The organism is Mycolicibacter minnesotensis, from assembly GCF_010731755.1.
Classification (GTDB): domain Bacteria; phylum Actinomycetota; class Actinomycetes; order Mycobacteriales; family Mycobacteriaceae; genus Mycobacterium; species Mycobacterium minnesotense.
This window is the reverse complement of record NZ_AP022589.1, coordinates 243,015-262,383: the sequence shown is the minus strand read 5'-3', so window position 1 is coordinate 262,383 and position 19,369 is coordinate 243,015. Positions and strand designations below refer to the sequence as shown.

22 protein-coding genes are annotated in these 19,369 nt (G+C 67.1%); 12 read left to right on the top strand and 10 right to left on the bottom strand.

The genetic code is table 11. The annotated features are described in order from the left end of the window. The first annotated feature begins 77 nt into the window (after window positions 1-77). Window positions 78-1,823 carry a proline--tRNA ligase gene (locus G6N09_RS01355; RefSeq protein ID WP_083024042.1) on the top strand — a complete coding sequence of 582 codons (1,746 nt, stop codon included), beginning with the start codon at window positions 78-80 and terminating at the stop codon, window positions 1,821-1,823. A 10-nt stretch (window positions 1,824-1,833) separates the two neighbouring features. Here G6N09_RS01355 and G6N09_RS01350 read toward each other — a convergent pair whose 3' ends face one another. Together G6N09_RS01350 and G6N09_RS01345 are read right to left on the bottom strand one after the other, a co-directional pair. Beyond that, window positions 1,834-2,292: a ferritin-like domain-containing protein gene (locus G6N09_RS01350; RefSeq protein WP_083024039.1), complete on the bottom strand. Its 459-nt coding sequence runs from the start codon at window positions 2,290-2,292 to the stop codon at window positions 1,834-1,836. Further along, a complete protein-coding gene (locus G6N09_RS01345; protein ID WP_234806959.1) occupies window positions 2,289-2,744 on the bottom strand; it encodes a hypothetical protein in 456 nt (151 codons plus the stop codon). Before G6N09_RS01345 ends, G6N09_RS01350 begins: the two co-directional genes overlap by 4 nt. A 247-nt stretch (window positions 2,745-2,991) precedes the next feature. Here G6N09_RS01345 and rimP point away from each other — a divergent pair, with 247 nt between their 5' ends. The 8 genes from rimP to G6N09_RS01305 all read left to right on the top strand — a co-directional run bounded on the left by rimP (window position 2,992) and on the right by G6N09_RS01305 (window position 11,270). Beyond that, complete coding sequence (gene rimP / locus G6N09_RS01340) at window positions 2,992-3,525, top strand: ribosome maturation factor RimP (protein WP_083024034.1); 534 nt, start codon at window positions 2,992-2,994, stop codon at window positions 3,523-3,525. Next, the gene (gene nusA / locus G6N09_RS01335) at window positions 3,522-4,556 is read left to right on the top strand and encodes a transcription termination factor NusA (RefSeq protein ID WP_083024031.1); all 1,035 of its coding nucleotides are present in this window, start codon (window positions 3,522-3,524) and stop codon (window positions 4,554-4,556) included. The genes rimP and nusA overlap by 4 nt, the downstream gene beginning before the upstream one ends. Window positions 4,557-4,648: 92 nt before the next feature. Further along, window positions 4,649-5,032 carry a YlxR family protein gene (locus G6N09_RS01330; RefSeq protein WP_179959862.1) on the top strand — a complete coding sequence of 128 codons (384 nt, stop codon included), beginning with the start codon at window positions 4,649-4,651 and terminating at the stop codon, window positions 5,030-5,032. Window positions 5,033-5,098: 66 nt separating this feature from the next. Further along, on the top strand, window positions 5,099-7,924 hold the full coding sequence (gene infB, locus G6N09_RS01325) for a translation initiation factor IF-2 (RefSeq protein ID WP_163752618.1): 2,826 nt from the start codon (window positions 5,099-5,101) through the stop codon (window positions 7,922-7,924). 2 nt (window positions 7,925-7,926) lie between these two features. After that, a complete protein-coding gene (rbfA, locus tag G6N09_RS01320) occupies window positions 7,927-8,406 on the top strand; it encodes a 30S ribosome-binding factor RbfA (protein ID WP_083027934.1) in 480 nt (159 codons plus the stop codon). Further along, a complete protein-coding gene (locus G6N09_RS01315) occupies window positions 8,360-9,385 on the top strand; it encodes a DHH family phosphoesterase (RefSeq protein ID WP_272937510.1) in 1,026 nt (341 codons plus the stop codon). The genes rbfA and G6N09_RS01315 overlap by 47 nt, the downstream gene beginning before the upstream one ends. Then, entirely contained in the window at window positions 9,382-10,698 is a 1,317-nt protein-coding gene (locus tag G6N09_RS01310) for an MATE family efflux transporter (RefSeq protein ID WP_083027932.1), read from the top strand. Before G6N09_RS01315 ends, G6N09_RS01310 begins: the two co-directional genes overlap by 4 nt. An 11-nt stretch (window positions 10,699-10,709) precedes the next feature. Beyond that, window positions 10,710-11,270: a sugar O-acetyltransferase gene (locus G6N09_RS01305; RefSeq protein WP_083027936.1), complete on the top strand. Its 561-nt coding sequence runs from the start codon at window positions 10,710-10,712 to the stop codon at window positions 11,268-11,270. Between the two features lie 175 nt (window positions 11,271-11,445). Here the strand turns inward: G6N09_RS01305 and G6N09_RS01300 are convergent, their stop codons facing one another. Then, complete coding sequence (locus G6N09_RS01300) at window positions 11,446-12,204, bottom strand: enoyl-CoA hydratase (RefSeq protein ID WP_083027931.1); 759 nt, start codon at window positions 12,202-12,204, stop codon at window positions 11,446-11,448. Between the two features lie 33 nt (window positions 12,205-12,237). Between G6N09_RS01300 and G6N09_RS01295 the strand changes: the two genes are divergently transcribed. After that, window positions 12,238-12,789: a DUF1802 family protein gene (locus G6N09_RS01295; protein ID WP_109559037.1), complete on the top strand. Its 552-nt coding sequence runs from the start codon at window positions 12,238-12,240 to the stop codon at window positions 12,787-12,789. Between the two features lie 50 nt (window positions 12,790-12,839). Here G6N09_RS01295 and sfnG read toward each other — a convergent pair whose 3' ends face one another. The 5 genes from sfnG to G6N09_RS20190 form a co-directional block, all read right to left on the bottom strand. Beyond that, entirely contained in the window at window positions 12,840-13,970 is a 1,131-nt protein-coding gene (sfnG, locus tag G6N09_RS01290; protein ID WP_083027930.1) for a dimethylsulfone monooxygenase SfnG, read from the bottom strand. 29 nt (window positions 13,971-13,999) lie between these two features. Continuing rightward, window positions 14,000-14,173: a hypothetical protein gene (locus G6N09_RS01285; RefSeq protein ID WP_163752615.1), complete on the bottom strand. Its 174-nt coding sequence runs from the start codon at window positions 14,171-14,173 to the stop codon at window positions 14,000-14,002. Window positions 14,174-14,834: 661 nt separating this feature from the next. Further along, window positions 14,835-15,143 (bottom strand): hypothetical protein, encoded by a 309-nt coding sequence (locus G6N09_RS01280; RefSeq protein WP_083027929.1) that lies wholly within the window; start codon window positions 15,141-15,143, stop codon window positions 14,835-14,837. 118 nt (window positions 15,144-15,261) lie between these two features. Further along, a complete protein-coding gene (locus G6N09_RS01275; RefSeq protein WP_133053107.1) occupies window positions 15,262-15,495 on the bottom strand; it encodes a hypothetical protein in 234 nt (77 codons plus the stop codon). A 23-nt stretch (window positions 15,496-15,518) separates the two neighbouring features. After that, complete coding sequence (locus G6N09_RS20190) at window positions 15,519-15,647, bottom strand: hypothetical protein (RefSeq protein ID WP_264073103.1); 129 nt, start codon at window positions 15,645-15,647, stop codon at window positions 15,519-15,521. Window positions 15,648-16,011: 364 nt separating this feature from the next. Between G6N09_RS20190 and G6N09_RS01270 the strand changes: the two genes are divergently transcribed. Together G6N09_RS01270 and G6N09_RS01265 are read left to right on the top strand one after the other, a co-directional pair. Beyond that, window positions 16,012-16,263, top strand: coding sequence for a hypothetical protein (locus G6N09_RS01270; protein ID WP_133053106.1), 252 nt, complete (start codon window positions 16,012-16,014; stop codon window positions 16,261-16,263). After that, window positions 16,260-17,042 (top strand): DUF5642 family protein, encoded by a 783-nt coding sequence (locus tag G6N09_RS01265; RefSeq protein ID WP_244959511.1) that lies wholly within the window; start codon window positions 16,260-16,262, stop codon window positions 17,040-17,042. Before G6N09_RS01270 ends, G6N09_RS01265 begins: the two co-directional genes overlap by 4 nt. Here the strand turns inward: G6N09_RS01265 and G6N09_RS01260 are convergent. Beyond that, the gene (locus G6N09_RS01260; RefSeq protein WP_083027925.1) at window positions 17,019-18,659 is read right to left on the bottom strand and encodes a CocE/NonD family hydrolase; all 1,641 of its coding nucleotides are present in this window, start codon (window positions 18,657-18,659) and stop codon (window positions 17,019-17,021) included. The genes G6N09_RS01265 and G6N09_RS01260 overlap by 24 nt on opposite strands. 3 nt (window positions 18,660-18,662) lie before the next feature. Next, entirely contained in the window at window positions 18,663-19,247 is a 585-nt protein-coding gene (locus G6N09_RS01255; protein ID WP_083027924.1) for a DUF3558 domain-containing protein, read from the bottom strand. Window positions 19,248-19,369: the final 122 nt, after the last annotated feature.

Genomic DNA, 19,369 nt, shown 5'->3' with positions numbered 1-19,369 from the left:
CCGGTAGAACTCTGCGGAGCTGTAGGCGCACCGGGCAATTCCGCGTCTAGACGCGGCGGCAGATAGGCTGGCGCGCTGTGATCACCCGGATGTCCGAACTGTTCCTGCGCACCTTGCGTGACGACCCCGCCGACGCCGAAGTCCCCAGCCACAAGCTGCTGATCCGGGCCGGCTACATCCGGCCGATCGCACCCGGGCTGTACAGCTGGCTGCCGCTCGGACTGCGTGTGCTGCGCAACATCGAGCGGGTGGTGCGCGAGGAGATGAATGCGATCGGCGGCCAGGAGATCCTGTTTCCCGCACTGCTTCCGCGCGGACCGTATGAGACCACCAATCGCTGGACGGAATACGGCGACGGCTTGTTCCGGCTGAAGGACCGCCGCGACAACGACTACCTGCTGGGCCCCACCCACGAGGAGTTGTTCACCCTGACGGTCAAGGGGGAGTACAGCTCCTACAAGGACTTCCCGGTGGTGCTCTATCAGATCCAGAACAAGTACCGCGATGAGGCGCGGCCACGCGCCGGGATCCTGCGGGGCCGCGAGTTCGTGATGAAGGACTCCTACTCCTTCGACGTCGGCGACGCCGGTCTGGCAGCCGCCTACGACGCACACCGAACGGCCTACCAGAAGATCTTCGACCGCCTCGGCGTGCGCTACGTCGTCGTCTCGGCGGTGTCGGGCGCCATGGGTGGATCGGCTTCCGAAGAATTCCTTGCCGAGAGCGCGGTCGGTGAAGACACCTTCGTGCGTTGTCTCGAGTCCGGCTACGCCGCCAACGTCGAAGCGGTGATCACCGCTCGCCCCGAGCCGCAGCCGATCGATGGCCTGGCAGCGCCGCAGATCCACGACACCGGTGACACTCCGACGATCGCCACCCTGGTGGACTGGGCCAATGGTGCGCTGGACCGCACTGTCACGGCCGCCGACACCCTCAAGAACGTCCTGCTCAAGGTTCGCCAACCCGACGGCGAGTGGGAACTTCTGGGCATCGGGGTGCCGGGAGACCGCGACATCGACGACAAGCGACTGGGCGCGGCGCTGGAACCCGCCGAGTACGCGCTGCTCGGCGACAGTGACTTTGCCAAGCATCCATTCCTGGTCAAGGGCTACATCGGACCTAAGGCCTTGCAAGACAACGGGGTTCGCTACCTGGTTGATCCTCGCGTGGTGGAGGGCACCAGCTGGATCACCGGCGCCGACGCGCCCGGGAAGCATGTCGTCGGGTTGGTCGCCGGGCGCGACTTCACCGCCGATGGTGTCATCGAGGCAGCCGAGGTGCGCGATGGGGACCTTTCTCCAGACGGGGCTGGCCCGCTGGTCAGCGCCCGGGGCATTGAGATTGCCCACATCTTCCAGCTGGGCCGCAAGTACACCGATGCGTTCACCGCTGACGTGCTCGGCGAGGACGGCCGCCCGGTGCGGCTCACGATGGGCTCCTACGGCGTCGGAGTGTCCCGGCTGGTAGCAGTCCTGGCCGAGCAACAACACGATGAACTGGGGCTGCGCTGGCCCTCGCAGGTTGCCCCGTTCGACGTGCATGTGGTGATCGCCAACAAGGACGAGGGCGCGCGCGACGGTGCTACCGAACTGGCTGGTGAGCTGGATCGGCTCGGTCTGGAGGTCCTGTTCGACGATCGCAAGGCCTCGCCGGGGGTGAAGTTCAAAGATGCGGAGCTGCTCGGGGTGCCGTGGATCGTTGTACTCGGACGCGGCTGGGCCGACGGCGTCGTTGAGTTGCGGGACCGATTCTCGGGCGAGACCCGCGAGCTGACGGCCGGCCCGGACCTGGCCGGACAGATATTGGCAGCATTGGGGCGCTAGGACCGCCGGTCTATTCCGCCCCACCCGGGAAAGCCTGGGTGATCGGCCAGTTCCCCAACGCGCGGTTCCAGTGCGCCGCAAGCACAGCGCTCTGGCCCAGCGCGGTGGCAGCGAACTCCCGATCGTCTGCGTCGCGGGCCTGCTCCACCACCGCGCGCCAAGCCGCCGCAGTGTCGTTCTCCATCCGGACCGCGAGCCGCAGCGCATCGTTGGACGTGGTCACCGGCATGGGCAGCTGATATCCCGCGGCCGCGGGCGGGACTGCGACGGCGCGGCCGGTGAGCATCGCGATGGTGCGGTCGCGGCGTTCACGGTGCTGCCGAATGGTGGTGACGACTAAGGGGTTGTACTCCGGCAGCGAGTACGCCGACACCAGCCCGTAGCCGTACACGACCCCATACTCGGTGGTGAGTGCATCGCTGAGAGCCGCGTCGGGACCGGTGGCCGACCGGGGTTCGGGAGATGTCATGACTGAGCCACCAATGCGACGGCGTAGGAGGCGGTGCACGACGCCGCAATCGACGCGAGCAGCCCCGCCCGGTAACCCGACGAGGCGACTGCCAGCTTTCCGGCGCTGTCGGCGGAGGCCCGCAATGCGTTGATCACCTGTGAGACCGTCGGCGCCGGTGTGTCTGGCGCGGCGATAGGCGAGGACGTCTCGGTGTCGTCGGCGGGTGGCTTTCCAGTGGCTCGGGCGATCTCGGCTGCCAACGCCCCGGCATGGTCGGTCCGTTCTTGGGCCACTTGCTCCAGTGCCGCGGCCAGGTCTTTGGCTTCCGGATCGCTCAGTGCGGCGCCGGCCGCCGTAGCCAACTCACCGTCGCGCAGCGCCAGCTGTCGTTGCGCTTCCAGGTCGTCGATGACAGGCGTGGTGGGGGCCGAGCCGCAGGCCGGCGCGGCGAGGGCGATCAGGGCGAGCATCCCGGCTCCGGTCAGCACGCGCCGTCGGTCGATTGCGGACAGGGGGCCGGGCACCCTGACATCCTGCCATTGCGGCGGTGCCGCAGGGACGCGGCGTGGCCGCGAACCGGGCGCGGTACGCTGACGGGCGCTTTCGCTGGTTTGCTGTGGCTGTGTTTTCCACGGCGTATCCTTGGTGACTGGTTCCCGGCCGCGCCTGGCGCGTGGGAACGCACCGAGAACGACAACTCAAGATGAGGAGCTCGCCGTGGCCACCGGGCTACCTTCCCAGACACAGGTGATCGAGCTGCTCGACGCTGAGTTCACCCGCGCCGGATACGAGATCGAAGACGTCGTCATCGACGAACACGAGCCGTTGCCGCGCATCACTGTGATCGCCGACGGTGACACTCCACTCGATCTGGACACCGTTGCGGCCTTGTCGCGTTCGGCGTCGGAATTGCTCGATGCGCTGGACTTTGACGGCCAATACGTGCTGGAGGTCAGCTCCCCGGGTGTCGGCAGGCCGCTGACGACCGCGAAGCATTTCCGGCGTGCGCATGGCCGCAAAGTGGACCTGACGCTGTCCGACGGGTCCGGCCTGACGGGTCGGGTCGGCATCGTCGATGACGACGTCTTGACGCTGGTGGTGCGCGCCGGACGAGATTGGAACCGGCGTCGCCTGCCGCTGAGTGACATCAGCCGAGCGGTGGTTCAAGTGGAGTTCGCGCCGCCGAGTGAACGTGAGTTGGAGTTGGCGGGCGTACAGGCCCGGGATGCGGGAACGGAGGCCGGCGAATGAATATCGATATGGCTGCGCTGCATGCGATCGAGGCCGACAAGGGCATCTCGGTCGACGTGGTTGTGGACACGATCAAGTCGGCGCTGCTCACCGCATACCGCCACACCGAGGGGCATTCGTCCGCCGCCGTGATCGACGTGGACCGCAAAACCGGTGTGGTGCGCGTGCTGGCCCGCGAGACCGACACCGACGGCAACGTCATCAGTGAGTATGACGACACGCCAGAGGGTTTCGGGCGTATCGCCGCGACCACGGCCCGCCAGGTGATTCTGCAGCGGCTGCGCGACGCCGAGAACGAAAAGGCTTACGGTGAGTTCTCCGCCCGGGAGGGCGACATCGTCGCCGGGGTAGTCCAGCGAGACGCCCGAGAGAATGCCCGCGGTGTCATCGTGGTGCGTCTGGGTACCGAGGCCAAGGGGTTCGACGGTGTCATCCGGCCGGCTGAACAGGCGCCCGGCGAGGCCTACGAGCATGGCGATCGGCTGCGTTGTTACGTGATCGGCGTGACTCGTGGTCCGCGCGAGCCGCGCATCGAACTGTCCCGTACGCACCCGAACCTGGTGCGCAAGCTGTTCGCCCTGGAGGTCCCCGAGATCGCCGACGGGTCGGTGGAGATCGTCGCCGTCGCCCGTGAGGCCGGACATCGTTCGAAGATCGCGGTGGCGTCCCAGGTTGCGGGATTGAATGCCAAGGGTGCCTGCATCGGTCCGATGGGTCAGCGGGTGCGCAACGTGATGAGTGAATTGGCCGGTGAGAAGATCGACATCATCGATTTCGACGCGGACCCGGCACGGTTTGTCGGAAATGCGTTGTCACCCGCCAAGGTGATGTCGGTGACGGTGATCGATCCGGTGGCGCGCGCCGCCCGGGTGGTGGTCCCTGACTTCCAGCTTTCCCTGGCTATCGGCAAGGAGGGCCAGAACGCCCGGCTGGCGGCCCGGCTGACCGGCTGGCGAATCGATATCCGCAGTGACACCCCGGAGCCCGGCACCGAGCATGAGGCGGGCCGCGGCGTGGCACACGAGCATTGATCCAGACCCCACCACGGAGCGTCCGGTAGCGCGCCGTTCGGATTCGGATTCGAGTGGTTCGGGGCATCGCGGTTGTATGGGTAGACTGAGCCGTGATCCAGCGCGAGACTTCGTCAGCCGGCTCGCGGACGCACCGCTCCCCGCAGGGACCGGTGCGCACGTGTGTCGGATGCCGGAAACGTGCGTTGACCGTCGAATTGCTTCGGGTGGTCGTGGGGTCAACCGAGAGCGGCAACGTAGCCGTGATCGTTGACCACGTAGGCAACCAACCGGGGCGGGGTGCATGGCTGCATCACGCGCCGGATTGCCTGCACGCGGCGATTCGTCGACGGGCATTCGTACGCGCGCTGCGGATCAGCAGTTCCCCGGATGTATCCGGGGTGGAGGAGTACTTCGAAGGACTTGAAGGTCGATCCGCCGCCCCGGTCAACAGGACAGGTAGCGAAGAACATGAGCACACCGTGAAGTCCCGATGACCATGCGTCATAGCTAAACCCGAGGCGCGGCCCACCACCGCTGTCGCCTCATAGACAGGAGATGTAGTGGCAAAGGCCCGCGTACACGAGTTGGCTAAGGAACTCGGTGTTACCAGTAAGGAAGTTCTCGCCCGTCTGAGCGAACAGGGCGAATTCGTCAAGTCGGCATCCTCAACCGTGGAAGCCCCCGTAGCGCGCCGGTTGCGTGAGTCCTTCGGGGGCGGCAAGCCCGCCCCGCAGGCCGCGGCCCCAGCGCCGGCCAAGACCGCCCCGACCCCGGCTCCGGCCGCGACTCCGGGACCGGCGAAACCGGCCCCTGCCCCGACCGCAGCTCCGGCTCCGGCCGCAGCTCCGGCTCCGGCCGCGACTCCGGCTCCGGCCGCGACTCCGGGACCGGCCGCGACTCCGGGCCCGGCGAAACCGGCTGCCCCAGCGGCTCCGGCTGCGCCACCGGCTGCCCCGGCCGAGACCCCGCCCGCGGCAGCCGCCGCAGCAGCGTCACCGGCCGCGCCGCCCGCCCCCGGCCCCCGGCCGGCGGCACCCGGTCCTAAGCCCGGCGCCCGCACCCCGCGCGTCGGTAACAACCCGTTCTCCTCGGCCCAGCCGGTGGAGCGTGCGATTCCGCGTCCGCACCCGCAGGCGCCCCGGCCAGGGGGAGCCCCCCGGCCCGGCATGCCTCGTCCCGGCGGTGGCGCCACTCCGGGCAATATGCCCGGCCGCAGCAGCAACTTCGGCGCGCAGGCACGCCCGGCGCGTCCCGGTGGTCCGCCACGTCCCGGTGGCGCTGGCCGTCCGGGTGCGCCCGGTGGCCGTCCGGGTGGTCCCGGCGGTGGTCCCGGTGGTAACTACCGCGGCGGCGGCGCCGGCGGTCCCGGCGGCGGCGGCGGCGGTCCCGCGGGCGCTGCAGCTGGAGGTTTCCGTGGCCGTCCCGGTGGGGGCGGTGGCGGTGGCGGCCGGCCAGGTCAGCGTGGTGGCGCGGCCGGTGCCTTCGGCCGGCCCGGCGGCGCACCCAAGCGGGGTCGCAAGTCGAAGCGGGCGAAACGCGCCGAGTACGAGAACATGCAGGCGCCGGTCGTCGGTGGTGTGCGGTTGCCGCACGGCAACGGTGAGACCATCCGGCTGGCCCGCGGCGCATCGCTGAGCGATTTCGCCGAGAAGATCGACGCCAACCCGGCTGCCCTGGTGCAGGCGCTGTTCAACCTCGGTGAGATGGTCACCGCCACCCAGTCGGTCGGTGACGAGACGCTCGAGCTGCTGGGCAGCGAGATGAACTTCGTCGTCCAGGTGGTCTCGCCCGAGGACGAGGACCGCGAGCTGCTGGAGTCGTTCGACCTGACCTACGGCGAGGACGAGGGCGGCGAAGACGACCTGCAGAGCAGGCCGCCGGTGGTGACCGTCATGGGTCACGTCGACCACGGCAAGACCCGACTGCTGGACACCATCCGCAAGGCCAACGTCCGCGAGGGCGAAGCGGGCGGTATCACCCAGCACATCGGCGCCTACCAGGTCTCGGTCGACTTCGACGGCTCCGAGCGTCTCATCACCTTCATCGACACTCCGGGCCACGAGGCGTTCACCGCCATGCGTGCCCGTGGCGCCAAGGCCACCGACATCGCGATCCTGGTGGTCGCGGCTGACGACGGTGTGATGCCCCAGACGGTGGAGGCCATCAATCACGCCCAGGCCGCTGACGTGCCGATCGTGGTGGCGGTCAACAAGATCGACAAGGAGGGCGCGGATCCGACCAAGATCCGGTCGCAGCTCACCGAGTACGGACTGGTGGCCGAGGACTTCGGTGGCGACACCATGTTCGTCGACATCTCCGCCAAGCAGGGCACCAACATCGCGGCGCTGGAAGAGGCCGTGTTGTTGACCGCTGACGCTGCCTTGGACCTGCGGGCCAACCCCGACATGGAGGCTCAGGGTGTGGCGATCGAGGCGCACCTGGACCGCGGTCGCGGTCCGGTGGCCACCGTGCTGATCCAGCGCGGCACGCTGCGGGTCGGCGACTCGATCGTCGCCGGCGACGCTTATGGCCGCGTGCGGCGCATGGTCGACGAGCACGGCGACGACGTCGAAGAGGCGTTGCCGTCGCGGCCGGTTCAGGTCATCGGCTTCACCTCGGTTCCGGGTGCCGGCGACAACCTGCTGGTGGTCGATGAAGACCGGATCGCTCGTCAGATCGCGGACAAGCGCAGCGCACGCAAGCGCAATGCGCTGGCCGCGCGCTCGCGCAAGCGGATCTCGCTGGAGGACCTGGATTCGGCGCTGAAGGAAACCAGCCAGCTGAACCTGATCCTCAAGGGCGACAACGCCGGTACCGTCGAGGCTTTGGAAGAGGCCTTGATGGGAATTCAGATCGACGACGAGGTGCAGTTGCGGGTCATCGACCGCGGTGTTGGTGGCATCACCGAGACCAACGTCAACCTGGCGTCGGCCTCGGATGCCATCATCATCGGCTTCAACGTCCGTGCTGAGGGCAAGGCCACCGAGCTGGCCAACCGCGAAGGCGTGGAGATCCGGTACTACTCGGTGATCTACCAGGCCATCGACGAGATCGAGAGCGCCCTGAAGGGGATGCTCAAGCCGATCTACGAGGAGAAGGAGCTGGGGCGTGCCGAGATTCGCGCCATGTTCCGGTCCTCCAAGGTGGGCAACATCGCCGGCTGCCTGGTCACTTCGGGCATCATGCGCCGCAACGCCAAGGCCCGGTTGCTGCGTGACAACATGGTGATCGCCGAGACCGTCACGATCTCCTCGCTGCGGCGGGAGAAAGACGATGCCACCGAAGTTCGCGAAGGCTACGAATGTGGTCTGACGCTGACCTTCAACGACATCAAGGAAGGCGACGTCATCCAGGCCTACGAACTCGTCGAGAAGGCGCGGACCTAGTCGTGGCTGATCCGGCACGGGCACGCCGGCTGGCTAAGCGGATCTCCACGATCGTCGCCTCGGCGATCGAGTACGAGATCAAGGATCCGCGGCTGGCCGGCGTGACGATCACCGACGCGAAGGTGACGGCTGACCTGCACGACGCGACCTTGTACTACACGGTGCTGGGACGTTCGCTGGAGGACGACCCCAACTACGGCGGCGCCGCTGCCGCGTTGGAGGGGGCCAAGGGCGTGCTGCGCTCCAAGGTCGGTGCCGGCACTGGGGTGCGGTTCACCCCGACGCTGACATTTGTCCGCGACACGGTGCCCGACTCGGCGCACCGCATGGCGGAGTTGCTGGCCGCAGCTCAAGCCGCCGACGCTGACCTGGCCAGGATTCGGGAAGGTAAGCAGCCGGTGGGGGACCCCAATCCCTACCGGGAGGCTCCCGCAGATGCGGGTGCCGACGACAGCGGTGATGGTGAGCAGACGGGCGACTGACTCGTTGCCCGCGGGCCGGCGGGTCGACGTCGCCGGAGCCGCGGAACTGCTGGCGGGTGCGACCTCGCTGGCCGTGATCTGTCACGTGCATCCCGATGCCGATACCATCGGCGCGGGGTTGGCTCTGGCGGCCGTCCTGCGCCGGCGCGGCACGGAGGTGACGGTCAGCTTCGCTCACCCCGCTCAGTTGCCGCAGTCGCTGCAGTCGCTGCCCGGCAGTGAGTTGCTGGTCGGCCCAGACGCTGTGCGCGATGATGTCGATCTGGTGGTGACTGTCGATGTCTCCAGCGCCGACCGGCTCGGAGGGCTGCAGGCGCTGGCGATGTCCGCCGGTGCGCTGCTGGTGATCGACCACCACGCATCCAATGAACTGTTCGGGACGGCTAATTTCGTTGACCCGAAAGCGGATTCGACGACAATGATGGTCGCCGAGCTGATCGATGCCCTAGGCGAGCCAATCGATGCGGACGTGGCGCACTGCCTGTATGCCGGCTTGGTCACCGACACCGGCTCGTTTCGGTGGGCCAGCGCCCGTGCGCACCGCCTGGCGGCGCGATTGGTGGACGCAGGCGTCGACAACGCCGAGGTCACCCGGACCGTGATGGACACCCACCCATTCGGCTGGCTCACGATGCTGTCGCGGGTGCTGGCCGGCGCATGCCTGCTGCCGGAGGCGGTGGACGGGCGCGGACTGGTCTATGCCCTGGTCGATCATGCCGAGTGGACCTCGGCGCGGTCCGAGGAGGTGGAGAGCATCGTCGATATCATCCGCACCACCGATGAGGCCGAGGTTGCTGCGGTGTTCAAGGAGATCCAGCCAGGCAGCTGGGCGGTGTCTCTGCGGGCGAAGTCGGCGGTGGACTTGGCCGCCGTGGCCTGCCGATTCGGCGGCGGCGGGCACCGGCTGGCGGCCGGATACACGGGTACCGGTACGGCGCAGGACGTGGTCGCCGCGCTGGTTGCCGCGCTCGGGCGGTGACGGAAGGTACCGCCGCCGGCGGCCGCCAGATCGTGGCATTAGCGGTGCCGGCGCTGGTGGTGCTGGCTGCCGAACCGCTGTATTTGCTCTTCGACACCGCTGTGGTCGGCCGGCTCGGCGCACTGAGCCTGGCCGGCCTGGCGATCGGCGGGCTGATCCTGGGGTTGGTGGCCTCGCAGGCCACCTTCCTGTCTTACGGCACTACGGCGCGGGCTGCACGACACTTCGGTGCCGGTGACCGTCGCGCCGCGGTCGCCGAGGGCGTCCAGGCGACGTGGCTGGCGCTGGGCTTGGGTGCGCTGACCGTGATGGTGGTCCAGATTTCGGCGGCACCGGTGGTCGCGGCGGTCGCCGGGCGGGACAGCATTGCCCAGGCCGCCTTGCCGTGGTTGCGGATCGCGATCCTCGGCGCGCCGGCAATCCTGGTGTCCCTGGCGGGCAACGGATGGTTGCGGGGGGTGCAGGACACCTCGCGGCCGCCGCTCTATGTGGTTGCGGGCTTTGCGCTTTCGGCAGTGCTATGCCCGGTGCTGGTATTTGGAGCGCTGGGTCTGCCCAACTGGGGTCTGGCCGGATCAGCGATTGCCAATTGTGCGGGTCAATGGCTGTCGGCGCTGCTGTTCTTGCGGGCACTTGGCTCGGAGCGGATCTCGCTACGGTTGGACTCGGCGGTGCTGCGCTCTCAGCTGGTGATGGGCCGCGACCTGATCGTCCGATCGCTGGCATTCCAGGCCTGCTTTGTCTCGGCGGCCGCAGTGGCGGCCCGGTTCGGCGCCGCAGCGCTGGCCGCCCATCAGATCGTGCTGCAGCTGTGGACGTTTCTGGCACTGGTGCTTGATTCGCTGGCGATCGCCGCGCAGGCCCTGGTGGGCGCGGCGCTCGGGGCCGGCGACGGCGGCCAGGCCAGGTCCGTAGCGGCCCGGGTCACGGCGTTCTCGGCCCTTGCCGCCGGGATACTGGCCGCGCTGCTCGCCGCGGGCTCGGGGATATTGCCAGGCCTGTTCACCGGGGACGGCGCGGTGTTGACCGCGATCGCCGTGCCGTGGTGGTACCTGGTTGCTCAGTTACCCATCGCTGGAATAGTTTTCGCACTGGACGGGGTGCTGTTGGGCGCCGGGGACGCAGCGTTCATGCGCACCGCCACAGTGCTCAGCGCCCTGATCGGCTTTCTGCCGCTGATCTGGATCTCACTGGCGCTGCACTGGGGACTGGCCGGAATCTGGTCGGGTTTGAGCGCGTTCATCGTGTTGCGGTTGCTGTTCGTCGGATGGCGGGCACTGTCGGGTAGATGGGTGCAGGCTGGTCGGCCGTAGGATCGGCGGGCGTGAGCGATCAGCGGGATCAGATGCTGCGTGGCGCGCTGTATCGGCCTGACGACCCGGACCTGGTAGCCGGCCGCCTGAGAAGTCAGCGCCTGGTGACGGCGTTCAACGCCACTGGGCCCGACGAGACGGATGCGCGGGGTGGCCTGCTGGCCGAGCTACTGGGCTCGTTCGGGGAGAACTCGCAGATATTGCCCCGATTCTGTTGCGACTACGGCATCAACATCACCATCGGTGCCAACTGCTTCATCAACTACGACGCGGTCTTTCTGGACTGCGCGCCCATCACCATCGGTAACGACGTGCAGATCGGTCCCCGCACCCAACTTCTGACAGCCCTGCACCCCGTCGACGACATCGATGCGCGCCGCGGCGGCTGGGAATCTGCCGCCGCGATCACCGTCGGCGACGACGTCTGGCTGGCCGCCGGTGTGATCGTGTGTCCGGGCGTGTCGATTGGCTCCGGCACCGTGGTGGGGGCCGGCAGCGTGGTGACCCGAGACGTCCCCGCAGGGGTGCTCGCGGCCGGAAACCCTTGCCGCGTCCTGAGGCCGTTGCGCTGATTCGACGTTGTCAGCCGCCGACGCCCGCGTTCAACAGCACGGCCCCCGGCGACGAAGGTGATCAGGAAGGGAGAATGCCTAGGAATTCTCGCTATCCATTGAGGGTCTGGACGGAGCTGACGTCGCCGTTGATGGTCCCGGGCGGGTGGCTATCCGCCGCCCGGGACGTGTGCGGTCAGTGCACCTGGGAGCGCCCGCGCTCCAGCACAGCCGCGCGGTTGGCGGCGACATCGGCGCCGGTCACGGTGTTCAGCCACTGCTTGGCCGCCATCGCCTCGATCCACAGGCCGGCAGCGTTCTGTGATTCGTCGATGCGGTGATACGACGCCAGCAGCGCACGAACCGCGGCCTGATTGTTGCCCACGATCGTGGCAGCCATCCGGTGGGCCGCGGGCAGCAGCTCGGCGTGCGGAACCACCTCGGTCACCAGGCCGGCCCGCAGCGCGTCGGCCGCCGACAGATAGTCGCCGGTCAGGCTCATCCGGCGGGCCAAGCCGACGCCGACCTTTTGAGGCAGCCGAACGCTGAGGCCCCAGGACGGCAGTAGACCGACCCGGGCGTGGGTGTCGGCGAACCGAGCCTGCTCCGAGGCGATCAGCACGTCGCAGTACAGCGCCAATTCGAGCCCGCCTGTCACTGCCGCCCCATTGATGGCACCGATCACCGGCTTCGTCATCGGCGGCCACTGCGGTGCGATGTCCCCCGCAAGGGTGGTGGAACTGCCGAACTCCTTGAGGTCCAAGCCGGCACAGAACACCGGATCGGCGCCGGTGAGGATGATCACGTCAACGTCGTCGTCGGCGTTGGCGGCGGCCAGTGCCGCGAAGAGGGCATCGCGCAGGGCCCCCGACAGCGCATTGCGCGACTGCGGGCGGTTGAGGGTCACGGTGCAGATTCGGTCGTGCGTCTGGACCAGCAGAATGTCGTCGCTCACCGGATCACCGTAGCCCCGGCTACGCTGAGGTCAATGCACGGTATGGCCTTGAAAGAGTGGAGCGCTGTCGTTGCCGCACTGCTGGCCGGTCGGCAACGAATTCTGCTGCGCAAAGGTGGCATTCACGAGAAGCGGTTTGATGTCAGCGCGGCCGAGTTCTTGCTCTTTCCGACGTCGGTACACAGTCACGCCGAGCGAGTCCGCGCCGAGTACCGCGACCTGCTCGGGCCGGCGTCGGCGGATTCCACCGCCGAACAGGTGGTGATACGGGCGGCGGCGAAAGTCGTTGCAGCGCTGCCCGTCGAGCGGCCCAACGCGCTGGAGGGCATCGCTGACCTGCACATCTGGACTGACGAATCGGTGCGTGCCGACCGGCTGGACTTTCGCCCCAAACACCGGCTGACGGCATTGGTGGTCCAGGTGTTCCGGCTGTCCCAACCAGTCCGGCTGGATCGCAGCCCCGATTACGCCGGCTGCGCCAGTTGGGTTCAGCTGCCGATCGCCGACCCCGAACTGGGCGCCCCGATCTGCACCCTCGAGGAGCTGGATGCGGTGACTGCGCGGGTCCGCGACACCGTCGGCTGACATGCGGGGCCGGATCGGTGTGGTTCGTCATGCGGAGCGCGGATCGAAAGTCATGACAGCGCGGGCAGGGGAGCGGTAGTCAAGCCGGCGTGTTCCTCGAGTTCGCGTACCAGCGGTAGCACCGTGCGGCCAAAGGCCTCGATCTCTTCCTGGGGATGCAGGAACCCGGCCAGGATCAGGTTCACGCCCAGCTTCCGGTAGGAGACAATGCGTTCGGCGACGTGTTCGGCAGTGCCGATCAGCCGCGTGCGGAAGCCGTCGTTGTATTGCGCCAGATCCTCGAAGTCGGCATCGGCCCAGATACTGCGGTGGTCTGCTGCCGATGCGTCGGCCGGTCGCACCGTAGTTCCGAACCCCTGAATCGCGGGTACCTGGGCCTTGGCGATGATCTCGCGCAGCGCATCTTGGGCCTCGGCCTCGGTATCGCGCACGATGACGAAGCCGTTGAGGCCGAACCGGGGAGGCTCAGCGCGGCCCGAGTCGGCGGCGATCCTGCGCAGATCGGCCAATTGCGCAGTGACGCCGTCGAAGTCACTGCCATTGGAGAAGTACCAGTCGGCATAGCGGGCCCCGTTGCCGCGGTCCGCGGTCGAGTTGCCGCCCTGACATATCTCTGGGTGGGGCCGGCCCACCCAGGACAGCGGCTTGGGTTTGAGGGTGACGTCGTGGACGCGGTAGAAGTCGCCGGCGTAATTGGCGGGGCTTTCTGTCCAGATCGCCTTGAGCACCTGAATGAACTCGGCGCTGCGCCGGTAGCGTTCGTCATGTTCAAGCCACGGCTCACCCAACTGGGTGAACTCCTCTTTGAGCCAGCCACTGACCACGTTGACCGCGGCCCGCCCGTTCGACAGATGGTCAGCGGTCGCCAACCAACTCGCCAGTACGCCGGGGTGCCACAACCCCGGCTGCACGGCTGTGATCACCTTCAGGCGTTCGGTGGCCAGGAGCAGCGCCAGGGCGAAACTGGTCGACTCATGGTGATACTCCGCCTCATGGCTGGTGATGGTGCGAACCTGTGTCAGTGCGTACTCGAAGCCCGCCTGTTCGGCAATGCGCGCGACACTGACGTTGTATTCGTGTCGGTAGTCCGTTTGTTGCTCGACCGTGGACGTGACCAGTCCGCCGCTGACATTGGGGACCCAGTACGCGAACCTCAGCGGTCCGGTGTGGACTGTCAGCATGTCGTTGTCTCCCTGGGAGTTTCAGCGGTTCAACAAGTCGGCGTGTCGGCGAGCGGACCTCGCTCGGACAGAATCGGAAGTACACCTTCACCGAAGGAGAACGCCTCCTCAAGGTGCAACTGATCGGCCACCCGGTTGGTGGTGGCGAACACAGCCTCCAAGGAGACACCGCTGACAGCCGCCGGCTCGGCGATGCTAGTCATGGTCGCTCCTCAGGAACTAACGGCCACAACGGATGTCTGGCTTTGACACGAGATCCAACGCCGAGGGCCTACCGGGCGGCAAGACCGCCGCCATCCTCAGAGGCCCGCTGAACTCTGGTGACCAGCGGATTCATCGCAGAATCGGGCAAAACGCAAGGTGATTTCAACTCCCTCGACCCCGGTCGGGTGGATGGACGTGCGATCTGGTCTCCGGGCCGATGACGCGACGTTTCGGATCGCTCTGGAGCACATCTTCATCAGGCGCTAAGTCGCTGGCCACGACTCTGAGAACGTGAAATGACGGTGGGCCGCAAGTTGTGGACGAGTGATAGCTGGAATTTCATTCCGTCTGAATCACCATACAGCGCAACGATGTTTCGCGCGCTGAGTCATTCCGCGCATGCCGGTATCGAAAGATGAAGAACCCATTCGATATTCGATGAGGCGCAGGGATCTCTTAGGCGGGCTCCTGGTTGTAGCGGTGGCGGAGCTCTTGGTGGTCGCCGGCGCGATCACCGTTGTGGGGGGACCGTTGGTGCGCGCTGGGTGCGGACGTCGAGCTGTGGACCAAAGAGCAGCCGCCGCTGTTGAACAAGGTGGACATCGACATTCTGTTGCCGCAGTTCGGGCGAAGACGGGACCGGGGGCGCCGGCCGGGACGCTATCGCCGGGATCGCAGGGTCCGGATGATCTGAGCCGACAGGTCCGGGTCGGTCAGAAGTTGGTCGATCAGCGCCGTCATGACTTCCTGCCCGGTGATGCGAGCGCATCCCACCCGGTCGGCGGCGTCGCGTTGCCATAGATCGAGGCCGCGGTGTTGGGCGGGAGACAGATCGACGGTGCGGCGGGTTCGGGTTTGCCGCAGCGGAATCGGCTCAGTCGGCTTCATCCCACTCTCGCGTGGCGGTGTCCAATCGGCGGCCGGGGCTCCGTAGCCGCGGTTGTCGAGTGGATTGCTGCCAGCGCTCATCGTGTGGACCTTCGGTTGCGGTGGAACCTCACCCTGGGGACTTCCGCCAGGGTAGCTCGTCAACCGTGGCGTTGGATGAAAGCGCTCTGGCAGGGACGTGGGCTCGGGGTTCTGAAGATCAGCGTGCCTTGGCCTCGGTGATGGCGTTGCGGAGCCGGTCGGAGAAGTCGTGGCCGCTTGGGTCGTTCCCCAGACCGAGATAGAACGCAGTGGTCGCCTGGTTGGCGGTCTCGCCTGACCACTGTGCCACCAGACTGATACCGGAGTCGGCCGTCGCAACGATGCCGGGGCTGACGGTGATGGTCTCGAGGCGCGCGGAGCGGACGTGGAGCCCACGCTTGTCGCCGGCCACACCGATCACCAGGTAGCGAGGAGTCAGCAGGGCAGCGGTCCGGTGTTCGCGATCTGGGTCGCCCGAGCGTGGTCCTCGATCGCCGCTCGAAGATCCGGATCGAGGTGGGCGGTGGTCGTCGCCGTGCTGTGGCGTTCGTAGAGCTGTTTCATTCTGCTCCCTGTCGTGTGGTGACCGCATACTCGCACGCCCGACCCGTGGACGCGATGGAGTCGGCTGCGTAGACCGCAATTCAATCAATCCATCGGACCATTATCCGCCTAAGTGAAATGAAATAGTGGATCGCTTTGCTTGGTCAGCAGTTCATTAAATGCGGAGCTACGTAAATCAGTGGATCAGTAGATCAGTAGACCGACTATGAGCTGCATAAACGGCTATCTGTAGCATTTATAGGGCGTATCCAACGCTAAATTCGTGAGCGGGAAAAAATTGTCAATCAGACCGTTGTAGCCCGCTTCTCTCGGTGCTATTGTCCGAACATAGAAGGAATTCGCAATTGGCGACGAGGAGGAAATCATGGTGATTTCACGGAGAGCGTGCCGACGCGTTGTGGCCGGAGCTCTCGGCGCCTGCGCTGTCGTCGGCGCGGCGTTGGCCGGGCCGATGGAACCGGCGCAGGCATCCGCGGGGGAGGTAGTTGAGCCGCCGGCAGCGGTCCACCTGGCTGGTGGGCAACTAGCCCTCGGGCCCGGTATCGCCGCAGATCGCGATCCAGCGCAGGTCGTGTTCGCCACGGATTGGCGCTCGGCACCCATGCCGCAGCTGTGAGGCCGGCACCACTGGTGGCGGCACCACCATCTGTGGCACCACTGGTGGTGGTGGTGACCGCGATGTCGAGTGACTGGCATGCCGCTGGCCGCGCGCCGATTCTGCTGGCCGCGCTCGGCGTCACGACCGCCCTCGCCGGGTGCGACACCAGCGCACAGGTCTCGCCGGCGGGTCCGGCGGCGGTCCCACCGCCCGCCGGGCAATCCAGCCCGGAACCGTACGACATCTCCAGAGTCGGCGCCGTCGTCGACGACTTTCCGCAGGGCTTCTCGCCGCAAGCGCACCCGGCAAAGACCCTGGGCCCCGCTGACCTCGGGGGCTCGGCGGTCGCTGCGTTCACCGGCGCGCAGTTCGACCCACCACAGTGTCGTTCCGTGGTGATCCCGCCTTACGCGGATCCGACGGTCGGCACGGAGGCGGTCGGCGTGATCGGGCAGGGCGATCAGGGAAGCATGTATGTGGTTGCACTGCGGTCGCCCCATCCTGTTGCGGCCGAACCTGATCCGGCCGGATGTGATCGGATCTCGCTGTCCGGCTCGCCGGAGGCGACCGGGACGGTGGAGCGTATCGCGGCACCCGCGGTCGGGGGCGTCAGGACGACGGGGGTAAAGCTGACGGTCATGGACTCAGCGGAGGGGCCGGACTACCTGTTCACCGCGGCGCTGGACGACAGCACCTCGGTTGTTGTGATGGGCAGTGCGGATCAGCAGTTGGACCCGCAGCGGTTGATGTCAGACCTGCTGGTCAAGGCCGTCTCAGCTGTGCGTGGGCAGCAGTAGCCGTGAGTCGGTGAACTGCACGGTGTGCGTCGCCGGTCGCAGCGCGGCGCCGCTGATCGCCGGCTCTTCGGTGCCCAGGTTCCGCGCGAAGCGGGGATGGCAGCCCCCGGCGATCAGCAGCCGGATGCGTGTTCCGGAGGTAAACCGGTGGGCGATCTCATCGAGATCGATGCGGATCGTCCCAGCGCTGTGGTTCAACCGGCGATATCCGTCGCTGACATTGCGTGAACGTCCGCGTGCGTCGATCTCGCTGATCCTGACGAACACGTCGACGTGCGGGTTGTCGCTGGAATGCGCCAGCTCCACTACCGGGCTGCCGAAGACGTCGACGGCGTCGGACAACGGCTCGCTGGTGAAAGTCAGCACGTCGTTGCGCCGCGCCAACGCGTCGTCGCGCTGATATCCACCACCGGGTGCGAGCAACCGCCCGCCGACTGTGGGCGTGGGATCGGCAGGGTCATAGGTGAAGCTGGCCGTCTCGGCTCCGGCTGCGGTCGACGGGCCATCCGCCAACCGTCCGCCGGGCTGTAGCCACCAGCTGCGACTCCTCGTCTCGGGAGGCCAATCCGGGAACTCGCGCCATTCTCCAGCGCCGGTGACATAGACCCGGACCGGGCTGGTGCGCGACGGTCTGTCTTCGCCGGCCAGGTGAGTGCCCAGCCAGTCGAGCGATTCCGTGGTGACGGTGCCCAGCCCCTTGGTCACCATCTCGCTGTGCGTCCACGGGCCGACAGTCAGAGCCACATCGGTGCCTCGGTCACGCAGCGTGTGGAATTGCGTCAGCGTCTGATCTAGGAACAGGTCCTGCCAGCCGCTGAGCAGCAACACCGGAACCTGCGCTCGCTCTAGGGCCGCCGGATAGCGCAACGGGTCCCAGAACGGATCATCGGGATCGGGATGCTCAGCCCACGACTCATACCAGGGGGAGCCGCTGCCCAGCAGGGCCCGGCCCGCCGCACCGAGCGGCAAACCGGCCGCGGCGCGTTTGACCTTGCGTTGCGCGGTCAGCTGCCGCAGGCCCACCCGGATCCGTGGCCGATCCTCCTGGTGGGCCATCATGTGGCTCCAGCCCAAGAAGTCGTTGAGTGCGAACGCCCCGACGCCCCACGTCGACTGGTGCAGATCGTGCATTCCGACCGTGATGACCGCGGCCTTCAACTCCGGCGGGGGGTCGGCCAGCAACGCCCACTGGGTAAAACCCAGGTAGGACAATCCGATCGTCCCGAAGGAACCGGTGAACCACGGTTGGGCCCGTAGCCACGCCACCGTGTCGGCACCGTCGGCGGCCTCATTGACCATCGGTTCGAACACCCCGCCCGAGCCGAAGGTGCCGCGCACACTCTGCAGGACCACCCGGTAGCCGCGGGCGGCATACAGCCGGGCGAACACCACAGAGAACGGGAAACCGCGGCCGTAGGGGCAGCGCACCAGCAGCGTGCCGGCCACATCACCGGCCGGCTGATAGTGGTCGGCGCGCAGCTGCACCCCGTCGCGCATCGGGATGTGCTCGCGGCGCACGGTGTAGCCGGTGGTGGGCGGCGGCAGCCGGCGCAGCGCCCGATTGATCAGAACGTCGGTGAGCCGCGGGCCAGTCGGTCGCGGTGTGGAGGCGGCCAAGGGTCAGTACTTGTAGTGCGGTGCCAGCTGGTGAGCCCGCATCAGATTCTCGGTGGGACAGTCCACGTCGGGGTTGGAATACACCGGTGAGTAGTACAGCGACTGTTGGATCACCCCGTAGCTGGTCTTGAAGGCCACCATGCAGGAGAACCACCACCGGTTGTTCCATTCGGTCGGTTTCATGACCCAGTACTGCGCCGCACGGTGCCCGTTGATGTCCATCTCGATGGCATCGGCGGGAATGGACTCGTCGTAGCTGCGCCACACGAACGTCTCGACGGCCATCTGGTAGTTGCCGGCATCGAACTCGCAGCGCACACCCTCGACAGGCTTGGGCGGCGTGAATGCCAGCCCCAATTGCGCAATAACGTCGTAGGGGATGTCCTCGCAGGCGTCGAACGGACGCGGGTTGGTGAGGTTGACCGCTTTGCTTGACGTGGTCGGCGGTGCCAGCGGTAGCGCGGTGGAGCGCAGTTGTACCGCGGAGCCGTCGGCGATGTCGCGGCCTGGGGGTGTCTGTTGCCAGACCATCACGACGGCCATCACCAGCGCCCCCAACGCGGTGATCAGGCGCAGTTTGGTGAGCATGACACTCCTCGCTTCCACCCGGTTTATTGCCGGGAGTCTACAAGTTGTGGCGTCGGCCACTGCCCCGAAGGCAAGAACACGTTCTAATTCTGCGCGACCACTGATCGTCGCTACTCTGAACC